The following is a 15334-nucleotide window of genomic DNA, read 5'->3' as shown; positions in this document are numbered from 1 at the left end:
GCGCCGCTGCGTTTGAAGCAGCGTAGCCTGGGGCGCCTACCAGCTCATACCCGTCAACAGCGGCGACGCCCCGCGTTCGGCTTCGTTCGCATTGGCGCGGAACAGGCCGAACAGTTCGCGACCCATGCCGTCAGCCTCGGGCGGCGCGGTTGCCGGGACGCGCGCGGCCCACTCGGCCGGATCGACCAGCGCCTCGAGCACGCCAGCCTCGGCATCGAGCCGAATGATGTCACCGTCCTGCACGCGCGACAGCGGGCCGTCGCCCAATGCCTCGGGCGAGCAATGGATCGCCGCGGGCACCTTGCCGCTCGCGCCCGACATGCGCCCGTCGGTGACGAGGGCGACACGGAAGCCGCGGTTCTGCAGCACGCCGAGCGCTGGCGTGAGCTTGTGCAATTCGGGCATGCCGTTGGCGCGCGGTCCCTGGAAGCGCATCACCACGACGACGTCGCGCGTCAGTTCGCCCGCCTGGAACGCGGCGAGCACCGCGGCCTGGTCCTGGAACACCGCCGCGGGCGCCTCGATCGTCCAGCGATCACGTTCGACCGCCGAGACCTTGATGCACGCACGGCCGAGATTTCCGGTGAGGATGCGGAAGCCGCCCTCGGGCGCGAACGGCGCGGCGGGGGTGCGCAGGATCGTGTCGTCGCCGCTCTCGCCCGGATCTGCCCAGGTCAGCGTATCGCTCTCGTCGAGTCGTGGCTTGCGGCCGTAATCGGTCATGTCCGTGCCCGCGACGGTCATCAGGTCGCGGTGGAGCAGCCCGGCATCGGCGAGTTCGCGGATGACGTACGGCATGCCGCCGGCATCCTCGAAGCCGTTCACATCGGCCGCGCCATTGGGATAGACGCGCGCGACGAGCGGGACGGCCTTGGACAGACGGTCGAAATCCTCCCAGTCGATCACGATCCCGGCGCAGGCGGCGATCGCGGGCAGATGCAGCAGATGGTTGGTCGAGCCGCCGGTCGCGAGCAGGCCGATCGCCGCGTTGACGATCGCCTTTTCATCGACGCACAGGCCGATCGGGCGATAACTGTCGCCATGCCAGCCGATCTCGGTCACGCGGTGGACCGCGGCGCGCGTCAGTTCCTGGCGGAGCTTGGTGCCGGGGTTGATGAAGGCGGCGCCGGGCATGTGCAGGCCCATCAACTCCATCATCATCTGGTTCGAATTGGCGGTGCCGAAGAAGGTGCAGGTGCCCTTCGAATGATACGCGCCGATCTCGGCCTCGAGTAAGGCGTCGCGGCCGACCTTGCCCTCAGCATAGGCTTCGCGCACGGCCACCTTGGCCTTGTTGGCGAGACCCGAGGGCATCGGCCCTGCCGGGATCAGCACCATCGGCAGATGGCCGAAGCGCAAAGCGCCCATCAGCAGGCCCGGCACGATCTTGTCGCAGATGCCGAGCAGCGCCGCGCCCTCGAACATGCCGTGGCTGAGCGCGATGGCGGTCGACAGCGCGATCGTGTCGCGGCTGAACAGCGACAGCTCCATGCCGGCATAGCCTTGCGTCACGCCGTCGCACATCGCCGGCACGCCGCCCGCGACCTGCGCGGTCGCGCCGGCCTCGCGCGCCCAGATCTTCATCTGCTCGGGGTAGCGATAGTACGGCGCATGCGCCGACAGCATGTCGTTGTACGAGGTGACGATCCCGATGTTCATCGCCTTGGCAGCGGTGAGCGCGGGGCGGTCCTCCTCGGTGCCGGCATAGGCATGCGCCGCGTTGGCGCAGCCCATCGCGGGCCGTTCGATATGCGTGTCGCGGGCCCGGCCGATCAGCGACAGATAGGCGTCGCGGGTCGGCTTCGAGCGGGTGATGATGCGGTCGGTTACCGCGGCGATTTCGGAATGGAGGGTCACGACAATCTTCCCGGGGAGGGGTTGGAGATCATTCGGCGGCCCAGTGAATATCCACCGGCAGCTCGGCATCGGCAAGCACGCGTCCGATCGGGTATTTCGACGACGGACCCTGCTTGATCGCGTCCTCGATCACCTTCTTCTTCGCGTCGCCGGTCACCGCGATCAGCAGTGCGCGCGCCGAGACGATCGCGGCGCGGCTGAGCGTGACGCGGGCGACCGGGGCGTCCTTGGGGAGCGGATCGGGCATCACACCGAGCGCCCGGCGCTCGTTCGGGCCCGACAGCGCCTCGTCATAGTCAGGGCCGGGGAAGATCGACGCGGTGTGGCCGTCGGCGCCGACGCCGAGCAGGCACAGATCGAGCGGCCAATGCAGATCCTGCATCAGCGCATCGGCCGAGCGACCGGCGGCCTTGTAGTCGGCGGTCGCGGTTGGGACGATCGGCATGACGCGCGCGCCCTTGGGCAGGAACGCCTTGGCGATCATGGTCACGTTCGACAGCGGATCGCCCAGCGGCACGATGCGCTCGTCGACGGGGACGATTGTCACGCGCTTCCAGTCATGCTTGGCGGCGGCGAGCTTGGCGTAGATCGGGATCGGCGTCTTGCCGCCCGACAGCGCGATCACCGCCGCGCCGCGCGCGTCGATCGCGCTGTCGATGATGAAGCCGATATCGCCGGCGACGGCGGCGGCCATCTCCTCGGCGTCTTCATAGTCCCACCATTCGATTTCGTGGTCGTCGCTCATAATACTTCCTTTTTCCTTGTCCCTCTCCCGCAAGCGGGGGAGGGAAATTCTCTATTCGTCGAGCCAGGTCACGCCGTCGCGCTCGGTCAGCGCGATCGCGGCGCTCGGGCCCCAGCTGCCCGAGGCATAGCTCTTGGGTTTCATGTCGTTGGCGACCCAGCCGGCGCGGATCGCGTCGATCCAGGTCCATTGCGCCTCGACCTCGTCGCGACGCACGAACAGCGTCTGGTCGCCCTCGATCAGATCGAGCAGCAGCCGCTCATACGCGATCCGCCGGCGCGAGCCCGCGAATTCGGCGTCGAGGCTGAGGTTGAGCGGCACTTCGCGCAACCGGATGCCGTCGCGGTCGAGACCGGGTTCCTTCGCCATCACCAGCAGCTGGACATATTCCTCGGGCTGCAGGCGGATCACCAGCACGTTCGGCTGGAGCAGCCCGCCACGGTTCGAGAACATCGAATGCGGGACGGGCTTGAACTGGATCGCGATCTCGCTGCGGCGCGTCGGCATGCGCTTGCCGGTGCGCAGGTAGAAGGGCACGCCCTGCCAGCGCCAATTGTCGACATGCGCCTTGATCGCGACGAAGGTCTCGGTCGTCGAGGGTTTGGTCAACTCGTCGATATAGCCCTTGACGATCTCGCCACCGCTCGCGCCCGCGCCATACTGCCCGGTCACGGTGTCGCGCGGCGCGTCCTGCGGCTCGATCGTGCGCAGCGACCGGAAGACCTTGGCCTTCTCGTCGCGGATCGCATTGCCGTCGAAACGGGCAGGGGGCTCCATCGCGATCAGCGCGAGCAATTGCAGCATGTGGTTGGCAACCATGTCGCGCAACGCGCCCGCGCCGTCGTAATACGCGGCCCGCTCCTCGAGGCCGACGGTCTCGGAGATCGTGATCTGGACGTTGTCGATCCCCCGCGCATTCCACACCGGCTCGAAGAACGAATTGCCGAAGCGCAGCGCGAGGATGTTCTGCACCGTCTCCTTGCCGAGATAGTGATCGATCCGGAAGGTGCGCTCCTCGGGGAAGGCGGTTGCCACGGTATCGTTGATCTCGCGGCTCGATGCGAGATCGTAGCCGAGCGGCTTTTCCAGCCCGATGCGGACGGTCTCTCCGGCGAGGCCCGCCGATTCGAGCCCGCGAATGACCGCCTCGAACAACGACGGCGCGGTCGACAGGAAGATCGCGAGACCGCCCGCGACATCGCCGACCTTGGCCGACAGATCCTTGTAATGCGCCATGTCGGTTGCATCGAGCGCCTGGTACTGGACGCGCTCGAGGAACGACTTGATCGCAATGGCATCCATCCGGTCCTTGGGCACGAACTTCTCGAGCGCGTCCTTTGCAAACTTGCGATAGCTCTCGTCGCTATTCTCCGACCGTGCGGTCCCGGTGATCGTCAGCCCCTCGGGCAGCAGCCCATCGGCATGAAGGCCGTAGAGCGAAGGCAGCAACATGCGCTGCGCAAGGTCGCCGGTCGCGCCGAACAGAAGGAGTTTGCCGACGGGCGTACGGTTGGCCATGCGAATTCGAGCTCCTGGGGAAGGCATCACCTAGGGAACGCCAGGCGCCCCGCCAAGATGAAACCTTGGGTTACACGGTGAGGCCGGCGAGCGGATCGAGCCCGGCCATGATGTTGAGGTTCTGCACGGCGGCCCCCGCCGCACCCTTGCCGAGATTGTCCAACGTCGCGATCAGCCGCGCCTGGCCGATATCGGCATTGCCGCAGACGCGCAGCGTCAGGCGATCGGTGCCGGCATCATCCTCGACCTGCACCGCGGACGCATCGCCCTCGGCGATCCGGATCAGCCCACCCTCGGGATAGGCCTCGCGCAACGCGGTCTCGCACGCGAGCAAGGTCGGCCGCCGCGGGAAGCGATAGAGTGCCAGCGGCACCTCGACGATCATCCCGCGATAGGTGTTGACGACCGACGGCGTGAAGATCGGCGGATGCTCGAGCCGTGCATGCTTCTGCATCTCGGGCACATGCTTGTGCGCGAGGCTCAGTGCGTAGGCGCGCGACGCTGGCGGTGGATTGACGCCCTCATACTCGGCGATCATCGCCTTGCCGCCGCCCGAATAGCCCGACACGGCGTTGACGCTGATCCCCCAATCGACCGGCACCAGTCCGGCGCGCACCAGCGGGCGCAGCAAAGCGAGAAAGCCGGTGGGGTAACACCCGGGGTTGGAGACGCGCTTCGCCTCGGCGATCGCGTTCGCCTGGCCGGGCTCGACCTCGGCGAAACCGTAGGTCCAGCCGTCGGCGACGCGAAACGCGGTCGAAGCGTCGATTACCCGCGTGCGATCATTGGCGATCAGCGAGACCGCCTCGCGCGCCGCATCGTCGGGCAGGCAGAGGATCACGAAGTCGCTGTCGTTGAGCGCCTCGGCTCGCGCCGCGGGGTCCTTGCGGCGGGCATCGTCGAGCAAGACGAGCGAAATATCGTCCCGCCCGGCGAGCCGCTCGCGGATCTCGAGGCCGGTCGTACCGGCGGCGCCATCGATGAAGACCGAGACGCTCATGCTGCCGGCCAGGAAAGCGTATCGGCATCGACATAGCCGACCAGTCCTGCGCCGGGCGCACGCCCCCAGGCGCGGCCTTTGACGAATTCGAGCACTTCGAACACATCGCCCGTCTTGAGATCGGTCAGCACGGCAGACTCCGGATCAGCGCCTTCGCGAAGCCCCGTAGCGGTGATCACGATGCGTTGCACGCACGAAGTGTAATGCGGCGCGAACACGCGCTCCGCGAGGCGAATGTCGGCAAGGTCACGGCGCACGGCGTGGGTGCGCGGATCGAGTTCGACCGACTGCCCGGCGAGCGCGAAGCTCCTACGCGGCGGCGTGCCGGACGATCCGCTGTCGTGCGGGCTGGGGCGTGGTGTCGCCGATAAATTGGCCGAAATCGTCAAGAAAACTTGCCCCCTCGGACGTACGCGCAACAAAGATGTTGCGCTTGTCATTGTCGTCCCGTTGGCGGCGCAGATAGCCCAGGGTGCCGAGCCTGTTCAAGGCGCGCGTGACAACGGGCTTCGAGACGTTGAGCATCGCCGCCAGCCCGCGCACCGTATGAGGCCCCGGTTTCAGATAGACCACGAGCAGCAGTGCCATCTGGCGATTGGTCAGGTCAGGCTCGCCCGACCGGACATAATCCACCAGCGTATGCATCCAATCGGCGAGCGCATGATCTGTTTGTATAGCCACGGCAGGTGTCCGCAAATAACTCGGATACCCCACCAGCGGGGTAATTCCCGGTTCACTAACGTTCCGGGAAGCCACAGGTTTCAGTTCGATGGCGAAATGTGACAGGGAAGGTGCCGCGACAGTCGTTGCGCGCCCGGTTGATCGCGCGGCCTACCTCGCCTATGTGCCCGGCTTCGCTGTCAAAGCGCCCCCAAGGAATCAGCCCGCTTCATGTTTCTGTTCCAGTTTCTTCTCGTGGTCCATTTCGTCATCGCTCTCGCGCTGGTGACGGTCGTCCTGATGCAGCGGTCCGAGGGCGGCGGGCTCGGCATGGGCGGCAGCCCTGCCGGTTTGATGTCGGCGCGCGGCGCGGCGGATTTCCTGACGCGCGCGACGTCGATTCTCGGCGGCCTGTTCATCGCGCTCAGCATTCTGCTCGCGGTGCTCGCGGCGCAGGGCAAGTCGGTCAAGGTCGACGCCAGCGCCAAGCCTGCGGCGGTCACCGCGCCGGTCCAGGCGCCGGTCGCGCCGGGGGATCCTAACGTGCCGTTCGCCTCGGGCGCGCGAAGCGCCCTTCAGTCGGCGCCGAACAGCGCGGCACCGGTCGGCAACAGCGCCGTTCCGCTCGCGCAGTAACCTTCGGGTCCGTTTCGCGCGCGACCCGACGGGTCGCGCATATCCTTCATTGTTTGGAGTCGCGCGCTTGCCGCGCCACCCCGTTTGACGCTAGGCCTCTTCTCCCATGGCGCGGTTCATCTTTATCACCGGCGGCGTGGTCTCCTCGCTCGGCAAGGGTCTCATGGCAGCGAGCCTCGCGGCTCTCCTGCAGGCACGCGGATACCGCGTACGGATTCGCAAGTTCGACCCCTATCTCAACGTCGATCCCGGCACCATGTCGCCCTACCAGCACGGCGAAGTCTATGTGACCGACGACGGGGCGGAGACCGATCTCGATCTCGGCCATTATGAACGCTTTACCGGCGTCGCCTCGCGCCAGTCGGACAACATCACGAGCGGCCGGATCTATCAGCAGATCATCACGCGCGAACGCCGCGGCGATTATCTTGGCGCGACGGTCCAGGTCATCCCGCACGTCACCGACGCGATCAAGGAATTCGCGCAGGCCGAGACCGACGATCTCGATTTCGTGCTGTGCGAGATCGGCGGTACCGTCGGCGACATCGAGTCGCTGCCGTTCATCGAGGCGATCCGCCAGCTGCGCAACGATCTCGGCCGCGGCAATTCAGTCAGCATCCACGTGACGCTGGTGCCCTATATCGCGGCAGCCGGCGAGCTGAAGACCAAGCCGACGCAGCATTCGGTGCGCGAGCTCGCGGCGCTCGGCGTCCAGCCCGACGTCCTGGTGTGCCGCTGCGAGCAGCCGCTCCCCGAGAGCGACCGCGCCAAGATCGCCCTGTTCTGCAACGTCCCCAAGGAAGCCGTGATCCCGGCGCTCGACGCCAAGAGCATCTACGCGGTGCCGGTGCAGTATCACGAGGAAGGCCTCGACAACGCGGTGCTCAACGCGTTCGGTATCATGCCGGGCAGCGCCCCCGATCTGTCGCGCTGGACCGACATCATGGACCGCGTGACCAACCCCGAGGGTGAAGTGACGGTCGGTGTGGTCGGCAAATATGTCGGGCTGCAGGATGCCTATAAGTCGCTCGGCGAAGCGCTGGTGCATGGCGGCATCGCCAACAAGGTGAAGGTCAACGTCGAGTGGATCGACGCCGAGCTGTTCGAGGCCGACGACGCCGACATCACCGCACGGCTCGAGCCGCTGCACGCGATCCTCGTCCCCGGCGCGTTCGGGTCGCGCGGCGCCGAGGGCAAGATCGCCAGCGTGCGCTTTGCGCGCGAGCGCGAGATTCCCTATTTCGGGATCTGCTTCGGCATGCAGATGGCGTGCGTCGAAGGCGCGCGCGATCTCGCCGGGATTCCCGACGCCAGCTCGACCGAGTTCGGTCCGACCGATGAGCCCGTCGTCGGCATGATCACCGAATGGATGAGTGCTGCGGGTATCGAGAAGCGCGAACATGGCGGCGATCTCGGCGGCACGATGCGGCTCGGCGCCTATCCGGCGAAGCTCGACGGCAACAGCGTGGTCTCGAGCATCTATGACGAGACCGACATCTCGGAGCGGCACCGTCATCGCTACGAGGTCAATACGGCGTATCGCGAGCGGCTCGAAAAGGGTGGCCTGGTGTTCAGCGGCATGTCGCCCGACGGTACTTTGCCCGAAATCGTCGAGCGGCCCGACCATCCGTGGTTTGTCGGCGTTCAGTTCCATCCGGAGCTGAAGAGCAAGCCGTTCGACCCGCACCCGCTGTTCAAGAGCTTCATTGCGGCGGCGGTGAAGCAATCGCGTCTCGTCTGAGCGGTACGCGATAGTCTTCGACGTCGCGTCACCATTCCAGCCGTTACCCAACAGGAAGGTTTTCGCTTCGCGCGTTAGCGATGGTGTGGTTTGCGATTCCCGTCCTGCTGGTCATCAACCTCTGGACGATAGTGCGCTTCCGTCAGGATAAGCAGCGGGCGATAGCCCGTGCGCGCAGGATATCCGAAGCCGACCTTCTGACCTTGGCGGCAATAGGCGGGTCGCCCGGCGCGCTTCTGGCGCGACGTTGGTTCCGCCACAAAACCCGGAAGGCGCCGTTCTCCACCCGGTTGCTGCTTATCTGCGCGATCCAGATGGGACTAGCGCTGGGTTTCTGGATCCTTTGATCGATCGGTCATCGCTGCCGACGTGAAAAGGGCGCCCAGATCGCTCCGGGCGCCCTAACCGATACCTTGACAGTGGCAGCGCTTACGCCGCCTGCGCCTTGTCCTCGACCGCGGCCAACGGCGCGCCGGTCTTGATCGCGATGCTCTTGGGCTTCATCGCCTCGGGCACTTCGCGGATCAGGTCGATCACCAGCAGGCCGTCGTTGAGCCGCGCATCCTCAACCCGCACGAAATCGGCGAGTTCGAAGCGCCGTTCGAAGCTGCGATTGGCGATGCCGATGTGCAGGAACGCGGCCGAGTTCTCGTCCTGCGCTTCCTTGCGGCCCTTCACCTGCAGCAAATTCTGCTGCGCGGTGATCTCGATATCGTCGCGCCCGAAGCCGGCGACGGCGAGCGTGATGCGATAGCGGTCGCCATCGAGTCGCTCGAGGTTGAAGGGCGGGTAATTGTCCGCGCTCGCCTGGCGGGCATTGGCCTCGAGCATGTCGAACAGCCGGTCGAAGCCAACGGTCGAGCGGCGATAGGGGGTAAGATCGAACGTACGCATGGGGTTACTCCTTCGAAAAAGCGAGTGTCGTCCAGATCGAGCCGGGTCCGCTGCTGCGCGACCCGCCCGGTGCAGCCTCGTGTCGAGCGCCGCACGCGCTCAATCTGGTTGGCCTCGCACCGGGTTCAAGAGGCCGCGCGCCGGATTTTTGAAGCACCGCTAAAGCGTATCTATCCACGCCCCAAGAACGAGGGCGAGTGATACTCCTCCAGTTTAGTGGGCATATGCGAGCGACTCGGAAACAACCCGACCACAGGGGATCTTCATGCTCGCTTCCGTTTCGGCCTTGCTGCTCGCTTCGACCGTATTGGGAGGCCCCGCCGTCGTTACCGATCCACCGACCGCGCCGACGGCGGAACCGCAAGCCGCCACGCCGGCGGAGAGCCAGGATAATGGCGACATCCTCGTCACCGCCCGCCGCCGCGCCGAGACCCAGCAGACCGTGCCGATCGCGCTGTCGGTGCTGACCGGCAAATCGCTGGCGGAGAGCGGCGCGTTCAACGTCAACCGGCTGCAGCAGCAGGTCCCCTCGCTGCAATTCTATTCGAGCAACCCGCGCAATTCGGCGATCAACATCCGCGGGCTCGGCGCGCCGTTCGGGCTGACCAATGACGGGATCGAGCAGGGCGTCGGCTTCTATATCGACGGCGTTTATATCGGCCGCGTGGGGGCGGCGACCTTCGACTTCATCGATGTCGACCGCGTCGAGGTGCTACGCGGGCCACAGGGCACGCTCTATGGCAAGAACACCACGTCGGGCGCGCTCAACATCACGACCCGCGCGCCGAGCTTCTCGCCCGAGGCGCGCGCGGAAGTGAGCGTCGGCAATTACGATTTCGTCCAGGCCAAGACATCGATCTCGGGGCCGATCACCGACAACCTCGCCATTCGCCTGTCGACCTCGGCGACGACGCGGCACGGCACGATCTATGACGTCACGAGCAAGACCGATCTCCACCGCCAGCGCAATGTCGGCTTCCGCGGGCAGGTGCTCTACAAGCCAACCGACTCGCTGAGCCTGACGCTGTCGGGCGATTTCAACGTCCAGAACCCGCTGTGCTGCGCGCAATATTATGCGCGCGTCGGTACGACGCAGCGGGTCGCCAGCCGGCAATATGCCGCGCTCGCGGCGAATTTCGGTTATACCCCGCCGAGCACCAATCCGTTCGACCGCGTCACCGATCTCGATTCGACGATCAATTCGCGCCAGGAAGTCGGCGGCGCCTCGCTCGTCGCCAATTGGGATCTGGGGCCCGCGACGCTGACGTCGGTCAGTGCGTGGCGCTATTGGGACTGGCAGCCCGCCAACGACCGCGATTTCATCGGCCTGCCGATTACGACGATCTCGCAGAACCCGTCGCAGCAGAAGCAATATTCGCAGGAAGTCCGGATCGCGTCGAACGGGAAGAACAGGCTCGATTACACCGTCGGCGCGTTCTTCTTCAATCAGACGATCAATACCCAGGGCGTCCAGGCGCAAGGGGCGGCGGCGAGTCGCTTCCTGCTGTCGGGCGCCGATGCGGCCAACCCCAATGTGCTTAACGGGCTGACCTCGACCAACACGATCGCGTTCGACAACACCAGCTTCGCGGTGTTCGGCAAGCTCAACTGGGCGGTGACCGAGAAATTTCACCTCCAGCCGGGTCTGCGCGTCAATTACGACAAGAAATCGGGATCGTACGTTTCGGTCGTCAGCATCCACAACAGCCAGTACGATTTCGTCGCGACCGCCGACAATGTCGCGAGCCTGCTCGCTGCCGCGCGCGCGCGCAGCATCGCGGCGGGGACGACCTTCCAGAACCAGATCAACACGCTCGCGCCGCAGAGCTACAATCCCCGGTTCAGCGCCTGGAACGTGTCGGGCGATCTGACTGCGTCGTACGATTTCGGGTCCGACGTCCACGGCTATGCGACCTATTCGCGCAGCTTCAAATCGGGCGGCATCAATCTTTCCGGGTTGCCCCTCAACTCGACCAGCACTGGGGTCGATCTGACGACGCAGACGGTGAAGCCCGAAGAGGTCACCGCCTACGAAATCGGCCTCAAGACGCAGTTCCTCGATCGCCGCCTGACCGTGAACCTTGCGGGCTTCTGGACCGACATCAAGGATTACCAGGCGACCGTGAACAACAATGCGATCAACGTGATCCGCGGTTATCTTGCCAATGCCGGCAAGGTCCGCTCGCGCGGGTTCGAATTCGACACGACCTACCGCCCGACGCCGCGCTTCAATCTCTATTTCAACGGTGCGTACACCGACGCCAAATATATCGACTTCAAGAATGCGCCGTGCCCGCCCGAGCTGACCGGCGGCACCGCGGCCAGCGCGACCAGCCCCGCGACCGCGGCGGGCGTTGCGGGTGGCGTCAGCCCGGCAGCGTGCGACATTTCCGGCCAGCGTCTGCCCGGCATCTCGAAATGGTCGCTGTCGTACGGCGCGGAATATAACGTTCCGGTCGATTCCTCCGGGGGCCAGGTCTATCTCGGCTATGACGGCAATTACCGCACGCGCTTCTCGTCGAACCCGTCGCCGTCGGTGTACACCTATATCGACGGATACGCGCTTTCGAACTTCCGGCTCGGCTATCGCAAGAAGGATTTCAACGTCTACGCCTGGGTGCGCAATGCGTTCGATCAGGACTATTTCGAGCTGCTGTCGACGCAGTCGGGGAGCACGGGGCTGATCGTCGGGCAGCCGGGCGATCCGCGGACGTTCGGGGGGACGATTTCCAAGACGTTTTGAGGAAGCGTCGCCCCGGCGGAGGCCGGGGCCGCTGGAGGTATGTCCGGCGGGTGCCACACTCACAGCGGCCCCGGCCTTCGCCGGGGCGACGAGTGGGAAAGCGCCGGTCGGCAAAGCCGCCGTCGGACGGGTTCGCGCCTCGCTCGACCCGCCGCCCGGTTTGGGCGATCCGCTGTGCGGACCGGCGGCCGGCACGGCCGCCTTCGCCCAAACGCAAACGTCCGGGCCGTTTCCGACCCGGACGCCTGCGTGACGATCGCTCGTCAGCCCCCATTTCGACCTTCGCTGCCAGCCCTGCGGCGGCGCTGAAGGCCAGTCCCCGAACCCACGGCCATTGCCTGTGTGTCAGTGACAAAAGCGTTACGAGCGCGTCGGGTGCTTGTCATGGGGAATGTGGCCGTTGCGAACCGATTGCGACACTCCTGTGGCGCTTTCGCAACAGCTGCAACGTTCGGGGGAAGCGGTTGCCAGCGCATCGGCCGCGGCCTAGAGCGCAGCGCATGATCCTCTCCCGCTATGAACGCATGATCGCCCGGCGCTATTTGCTGCCTGGCAAGGGCGAGGGGTTCATCTTCCTCGTCGCCGGTATCAGTCTCGTCGCCGTGATGCTCGGAGTCGCCGCGCTCGTCATCGTGATGAGCGTGATGAACGGCTTCCGCGCCGAACTGTTCGACAAGATCGTCGGCCTCAACGGCCATGCCGTCGTCCAGGCCTATGGCGGCCAGATGCGCGATTGGCGTCAAGTCGTCGGACTTGCCGAGACGACCACGGGTGTCACCAGCGCGACGCCCCTGATCGAACAGCCGCTGATGGCGACCTATAACGGCCGTGTCGAAGGCGTGCTGGTCCGCGGCATGCGCGTTTCCGACATCCGTTCGAACAAGGCGATCGGTAGCAAGGTCGTGATGGGCTCGCTGGCGTCGCTCGTGCCGGGCAGCCGCCAGATCGCGATCGGTTCGGGGCTCGCCGACCAATTGGGCGCGGTGGTCGGCAGCGAGATCTCGCTGATCAGCCCGCAAGGCCAGACCTCGCCGTTCGGAACGGTCCCGCGGATCGTGCAATATACCGTCGGCGCGATCTTCACGATCGGCGTCTATGATTACGACAAGGCCTATATCGTCATGCCGATGGAGGATGCGCAGACGCTCCTGATGCTCGGTGATTCGGTCAACATGGTCGAACTCCAGACGAAGGATGCGGATCAGGTCGGACCGATCCTCGCACCGCTCGCCACCAAGGTCGGCAAGATGGGCGTGATCCAGGACTGGCGGCAGATGAACGCGCAGCTTTTCGAGGCGCTTGCGGTCGAGCGGGTCGCGATGTTCACCGTGCTGTCGATCATCATCCTTGTCGCTGTGTTCAACATCCTGTCGTCGCTGATCATGCTGGTGCGCGCCAAGACGCGCGACATCGCGATCCTGCGGACGATGGGGGCGAGCAGGGGCGGCATGATCCGCATCTTCATGACGGTCGGCACGACGATCGGCGCGCTAGGCGTGGTCGCAGGGCTGATCCTCGGCTTTATTTTCCTCTATTTCCGCCAGAGCGTGGTGGATTTCGTCCAGCTCGTGACGGGCCAGAACCTGTGGGATCCCTCGATCCGCTTCCTGAGCGAACTGCCGTCGAAGACCGACCCGGTCGAAGTCACCGTCATCGCGCTGATGGCCCTGCTGTTCAGCTTCCTCGCCACGCTCTACCCCGCGCTGAAAGCGGCGAGCACCGACCCAGTCCAGGTGTTGCGCTATGAATAATCCGGTTCTCGGCGTCACCGGGCTGACGCGCAGCTTCGAACAGGGCGGGCAGACGATCGAGGTCCTGCGCGGCGTCGATCTGCAAGTCGGCGCGGGCGAGATCGTCGCGCTGCTCGGCCCCTCGGGCTCGGGCAAGTCGACGCTCCTTCAGGCGGTCGGACTGCTCGAAGGCGGCTTCGGCGGCTCGATCCTGATCGATGGCGAGGAGACCGCGCGGCTCAATTCGGACGGGCGCACGCGCGTCCGGCGCGACAAGCTCGGCTTCGTCTACCAATTCCATCACCTGCTGCCCGATTTCAACGCGACCGAGAATGTCGTCCTGCCGCAGATGATCCGCGACAAGACTCGCGCGGAAGCCAACGAGCGCTCGACGGCGTTGCTCACCGCGCTCGGCCTCGGCCATCGCCTGACGCATCGTCCGAGCCAATTGTCGGGCGGCGAGCAACAACGCGTCGCGGTCGCGCGCGCGCTCGCCAACCAGCCGGCTTTGGTGCTGGCGGACGAGCCGACCGGCAATCTCGACGAGGCGACCGCCGACGTGGTGCTCGCCGAATTCCTCCGGCTGGTGCGCGGCGAGGGGACCGCGGCGCTGGTCGCGACGCACAACGAGCGGATGGCGCTCAAGATGGACCGTGTGGTGCGGTTGCACGAGGGGCGGCTGGCGTGAGCTGGACCGAGGCGCCGACGATGGTCGGGCGGCACGTCACGCTGCGCCCGACGGTGCCCGAGGATCGCGACGCGATCGTCGCGGCGGCGGCGGACGGGAACATCAGCGCGCTGTTCTTCACCAACGTCTCGACGCTGACCGACCCCGACGCCTTCATGGCGGCCTTGTTCAAGGAACGCGACTTCGGCCGCGCGATGCCGTTCACCGTCTGCACGCCCGACGGTCGCGTGGTCGGGCTCACGCGCTACATGCGGATGAGCGCGCAGCATAAGCGGCTCGAGATCGGCGGCACCTTCTACGCCAGGTCTGTCCAGCGCAGCGGGGTCAACACCGAGGCCAAGCTGCTGTTGCTGCGCCATGCCTTCGAGGTGCTCGGCTGCAATGTCGTGCAGATCCGCACCGATTGGTTCAACAAGCGCTCGCAGGCAGCGATCGAGCGCCTCGGCGCCAAGCGCGACGGGGTGCTGCGCAACCATCAGGTGATGGATGGCCGGGTGCGCGATCTTGTGGTCTATTCGATCATCGCCAGCGAATGGGCGGGCGTCGAGCGCAATTTGCGCTTCCTGCTCGCGCGCAACGAAGGGAAATCCGCATGACCGCGATCACCGACCTTACCGTCAGGGCCGCCGATGGTTCGCCTGTCGCTCTTTCCGCCTATGCCGGCAAGGTCTTGCTGATCGTCAACACCGCCTCGAAATGCGGCTTCACCCCGCAATATGAGGGGCTCGAGGCGCTACACCGCAAGTTCGCCGGGCAGCCGTTCGAGGTGCTCGGCTTTCCATGCAACCAGTTCGGCGCGCAGGAACCGGGCGATGCCACCGAGATCGCCACTTTCTGTTCGCTGACCTACGATGTGACCTTCCCCGTGTTCGCCAAGGTCGACGTCAACGGACCGAACGCCGATCCGTTGTTCGCCGAGCTCAAGAAACAAGCGCCAGGGCTGCTCGGCCTGCAGGGCATCAAGTGGAACTTCACCAAGTTTCTCGTCGGCAAGGACGGCCGTGTGGTCGAGCGTTATGCGCCGACGACCAAGCCTGCCGATATCGAGGCGGACATCGCTAAGCTGCTGTAAGCGGCGCCGCGGTTCATCTCGCACGCCGCTCGTCACCCCGGCCTTGTGCC

General features: G+C 65.6%; 15 protein-coding genes. 8 read left to right on the top strand and 7 right to left on the bottom strand.

Going from position 1 to position 15334, the window contains the following annotated elements:
• Nucleotides 1–36 precede the first annotated feature (36 nt).
• From edd to ACVWYO_RS20765, 6 genes are all read right to left on the bottom strand, one after another.
• Nucleotides 37–1857 (bottom strand): phosphogluconate dehydratase, encoded by a 1821-nt coding sequence (gene edd / locus ACVWYO_RS20790; protein WP_457354087.1) that lies wholly within the window; start codon nucleotides 1855–1857, stop codon nucleotides 37–39.
• A gap of 28 nt (nucleotides 1858–1885) precedes the next feature.
• Nucleotides 1886–2602 carry a 6-phosphogluconolactonase gene (gene pgl / locus ACVWYO_RS20785; protein WP_457354086.1) on the bottom strand — a complete coding sequence of 239 codons (717 nt, stop codon included), beginning with the start codon at nucleotides 2600–2602 and terminating at the stop codon, nucleotides 1886–1888.
• 51 nt (nucleotides 2603–2653) lie between these two features.
• Nucleotides 2654–4120 (bottom strand): glucose-6-phosphate dehydrogenase, encoded by a 1467-nt coding sequence (zwf, locus tag ACVWYO_RS20780; RefSeq protein ID WP_457354085.1) that lies wholly within the window; start codon nucleotides 4118–4120, stop codon nucleotides 2654–2656.
• A 70-nt stretch (nucleotides 4121–4190) separates the two neighbouring features.
• Entirely contained in the window at nucleotides 4191–5120 is a 930-nt protein-coding gene (gene argC / locus ACVWYO_RS20775) for an N-acetyl-gamma-glutamyl-phosphate reductase (protein ID WP_140848545.1), read from the bottom strand.
• Nucleotides 5117–5509 (bottom strand): SH3 domain-containing protein, encoded by a 393-nt coding sequence (locus tag ACVWYO_RS20770; protein WP_457354083.1) that lies wholly within the window; start codon nucleotides 5507–5509, stop codon nucleotides 5117–5119. The genes argC and ACVWYO_RS20770 overlap by 4 nt, the downstream gene beginning before the upstream one ends.
• A complete protein-coding gene (locus ACVWYO_RS20765) occupies nucleotides 5430–5765 on the bottom strand; it encodes a MarR family transcriptional regulator (protein WP_029625324.1) in 336 nt (111 codons plus the stop codon). The genes ACVWYO_RS20770 and ACVWYO_RS20765 overlap by 80 nt, the downstream gene beginning before the upstream one ends.
• A gap of 246 nt (nucleotides 5766–6011) precedes the next feature.
• Here ACVWYO_RS20765 and secG point away from each other — a divergent pair, with 246 nt between their 5' ends.
• From secG to ACVWYO_RS20750, 3 genes are all read left to right on the top strand, one after another.
• Nucleotides 6012–6416 carry a preprotein translocase subunit SecG gene (gene secG / locus ACVWYO_RS20760; RefSeq protein ID WP_140848548.1) on the top strand — a complete coding sequence of 135 codons (405 nt, stop codon included), beginning with the start codon at nucleotides 6012–6014 and terminating at the stop codon, nucleotides 6414–6416.
• A gap of 106 nt (nucleotides 6417–6522) precedes the next feature.
• Entirely contained in the window at nucleotides 6523–8157 is a 1635-nt protein-coding gene (locus tag ACVWYO_RS20755) for a CTP synthase (protein WP_457354080.1), read from the top strand.
• 80 nt (nucleotides 8158–8237) lie between these two features.
• Complete coding sequence (locus ACVWYO_RS20750) at nucleotides 8238–8504, top strand: DUF1294 domain-containing protein (protein WP_457354078.1); 267 nt, start codon at nucleotides 8238–8240, stop codon at nucleotides 8502–8504.
• 82 nt (nucleotides 8505–8586) lie between these two features.
• On the opposite strand, the gene ACVWYO_RS20745 is transcribed toward ACVWYO_RS20750, so the two are convergent.
• On the bottom strand, nucleotides 8587–9051 hold the full coding sequence (locus tag ACVWYO_RS20745; RefSeq protein WP_457354076.1) for an Hsp20 family protein: 465 nt from the start codon (nucleotides 9049–9051) through the stop codon (nucleotides 8587–8589).
• 265 nt (nucleotides 9052–9316) lie between these two features.
• On the opposite strand from ACVWYO_RS20745, the gene ACVWYO_RS20740 reads away from it, so the two are divergent.
• The 5 genes from ACVWYO_RS20740 to ACVWYO_RS20720 all read left to right on the top strand — a co-directional run bounded on the left by ACVWYO_RS20740 (nucleotide 9317) and on the right by ACVWYO_RS20720 (nucleotide 15284).
• Nucleotides 9317–11794 carry a TonB-dependent receptor gene (locus ACVWYO_RS20740; RefSeq protein WP_457354075.1) on the top strand — a complete coding sequence of 826 codons (2478 nt, stop codon included), beginning with the start codon at nucleotides 9317–9319 and terminating at the stop codon, nucleotides 11792–11794.
• A 500-nt stretch (nucleotides 11795–12294) separates the two neighbouring features.
• Nucleotides 12295–13545: a lipoprotein-releasing ABC transporter permease subunit gene (locus ACVWYO_RS20735; RefSeq protein WP_457354073.1), complete on the top strand. Its 1251-nt coding sequence runs from the start codon at nucleotides 12295–12297 to the stop codon at nucleotides 13543–13545.
• A complete protein-coding gene (locus ACVWYO_RS20730) occupies nucleotides 13538–14212 on the top strand; it encodes an ABC transporter ATP-binding protein (protein ID WP_133188066.1) in 675 nt (224 codons plus the stop codon). The genes ACVWYO_RS20735 and ACVWYO_RS20730 overlap by 8 nt, the downstream gene beginning before the upstream one ends.
• Nucleotides 14213–14232: 20 nt before the next feature.
• Nucleotides 14233–14808 carry a GNAT family N-acetyltransferase gene (locus ACVWYO_RS20725; protein ID WP_457355083.1) on the top strand — a complete coding sequence of 192 codons (576 nt, stop codon included), beginning with the start codon at nucleotides 14233–14235 and terminating at the stop codon, nucleotides 14806–14808.
• Entirely contained in the window at nucleotides 14805–15284 is a 480-nt protein-coding gene (locus tag ACVWYO_RS20720; RefSeq protein WP_457354070.1) for a glutathione peroxidase, read from the top strand. The genes ACVWYO_RS20725 and ACVWYO_RS20720 overlap by 4 nt, the downstream gene beginning before the upstream one ends.
• Nucleotides 15285–15334 lie beyond the last annotated feature (50 nt).

It is taken from the genome of Sphingomonas sp. UYP23 (assembly GCF_054059235.1).
This window is presented reverse-complemented; position numbering and strand designations above follow the sequence as displayed.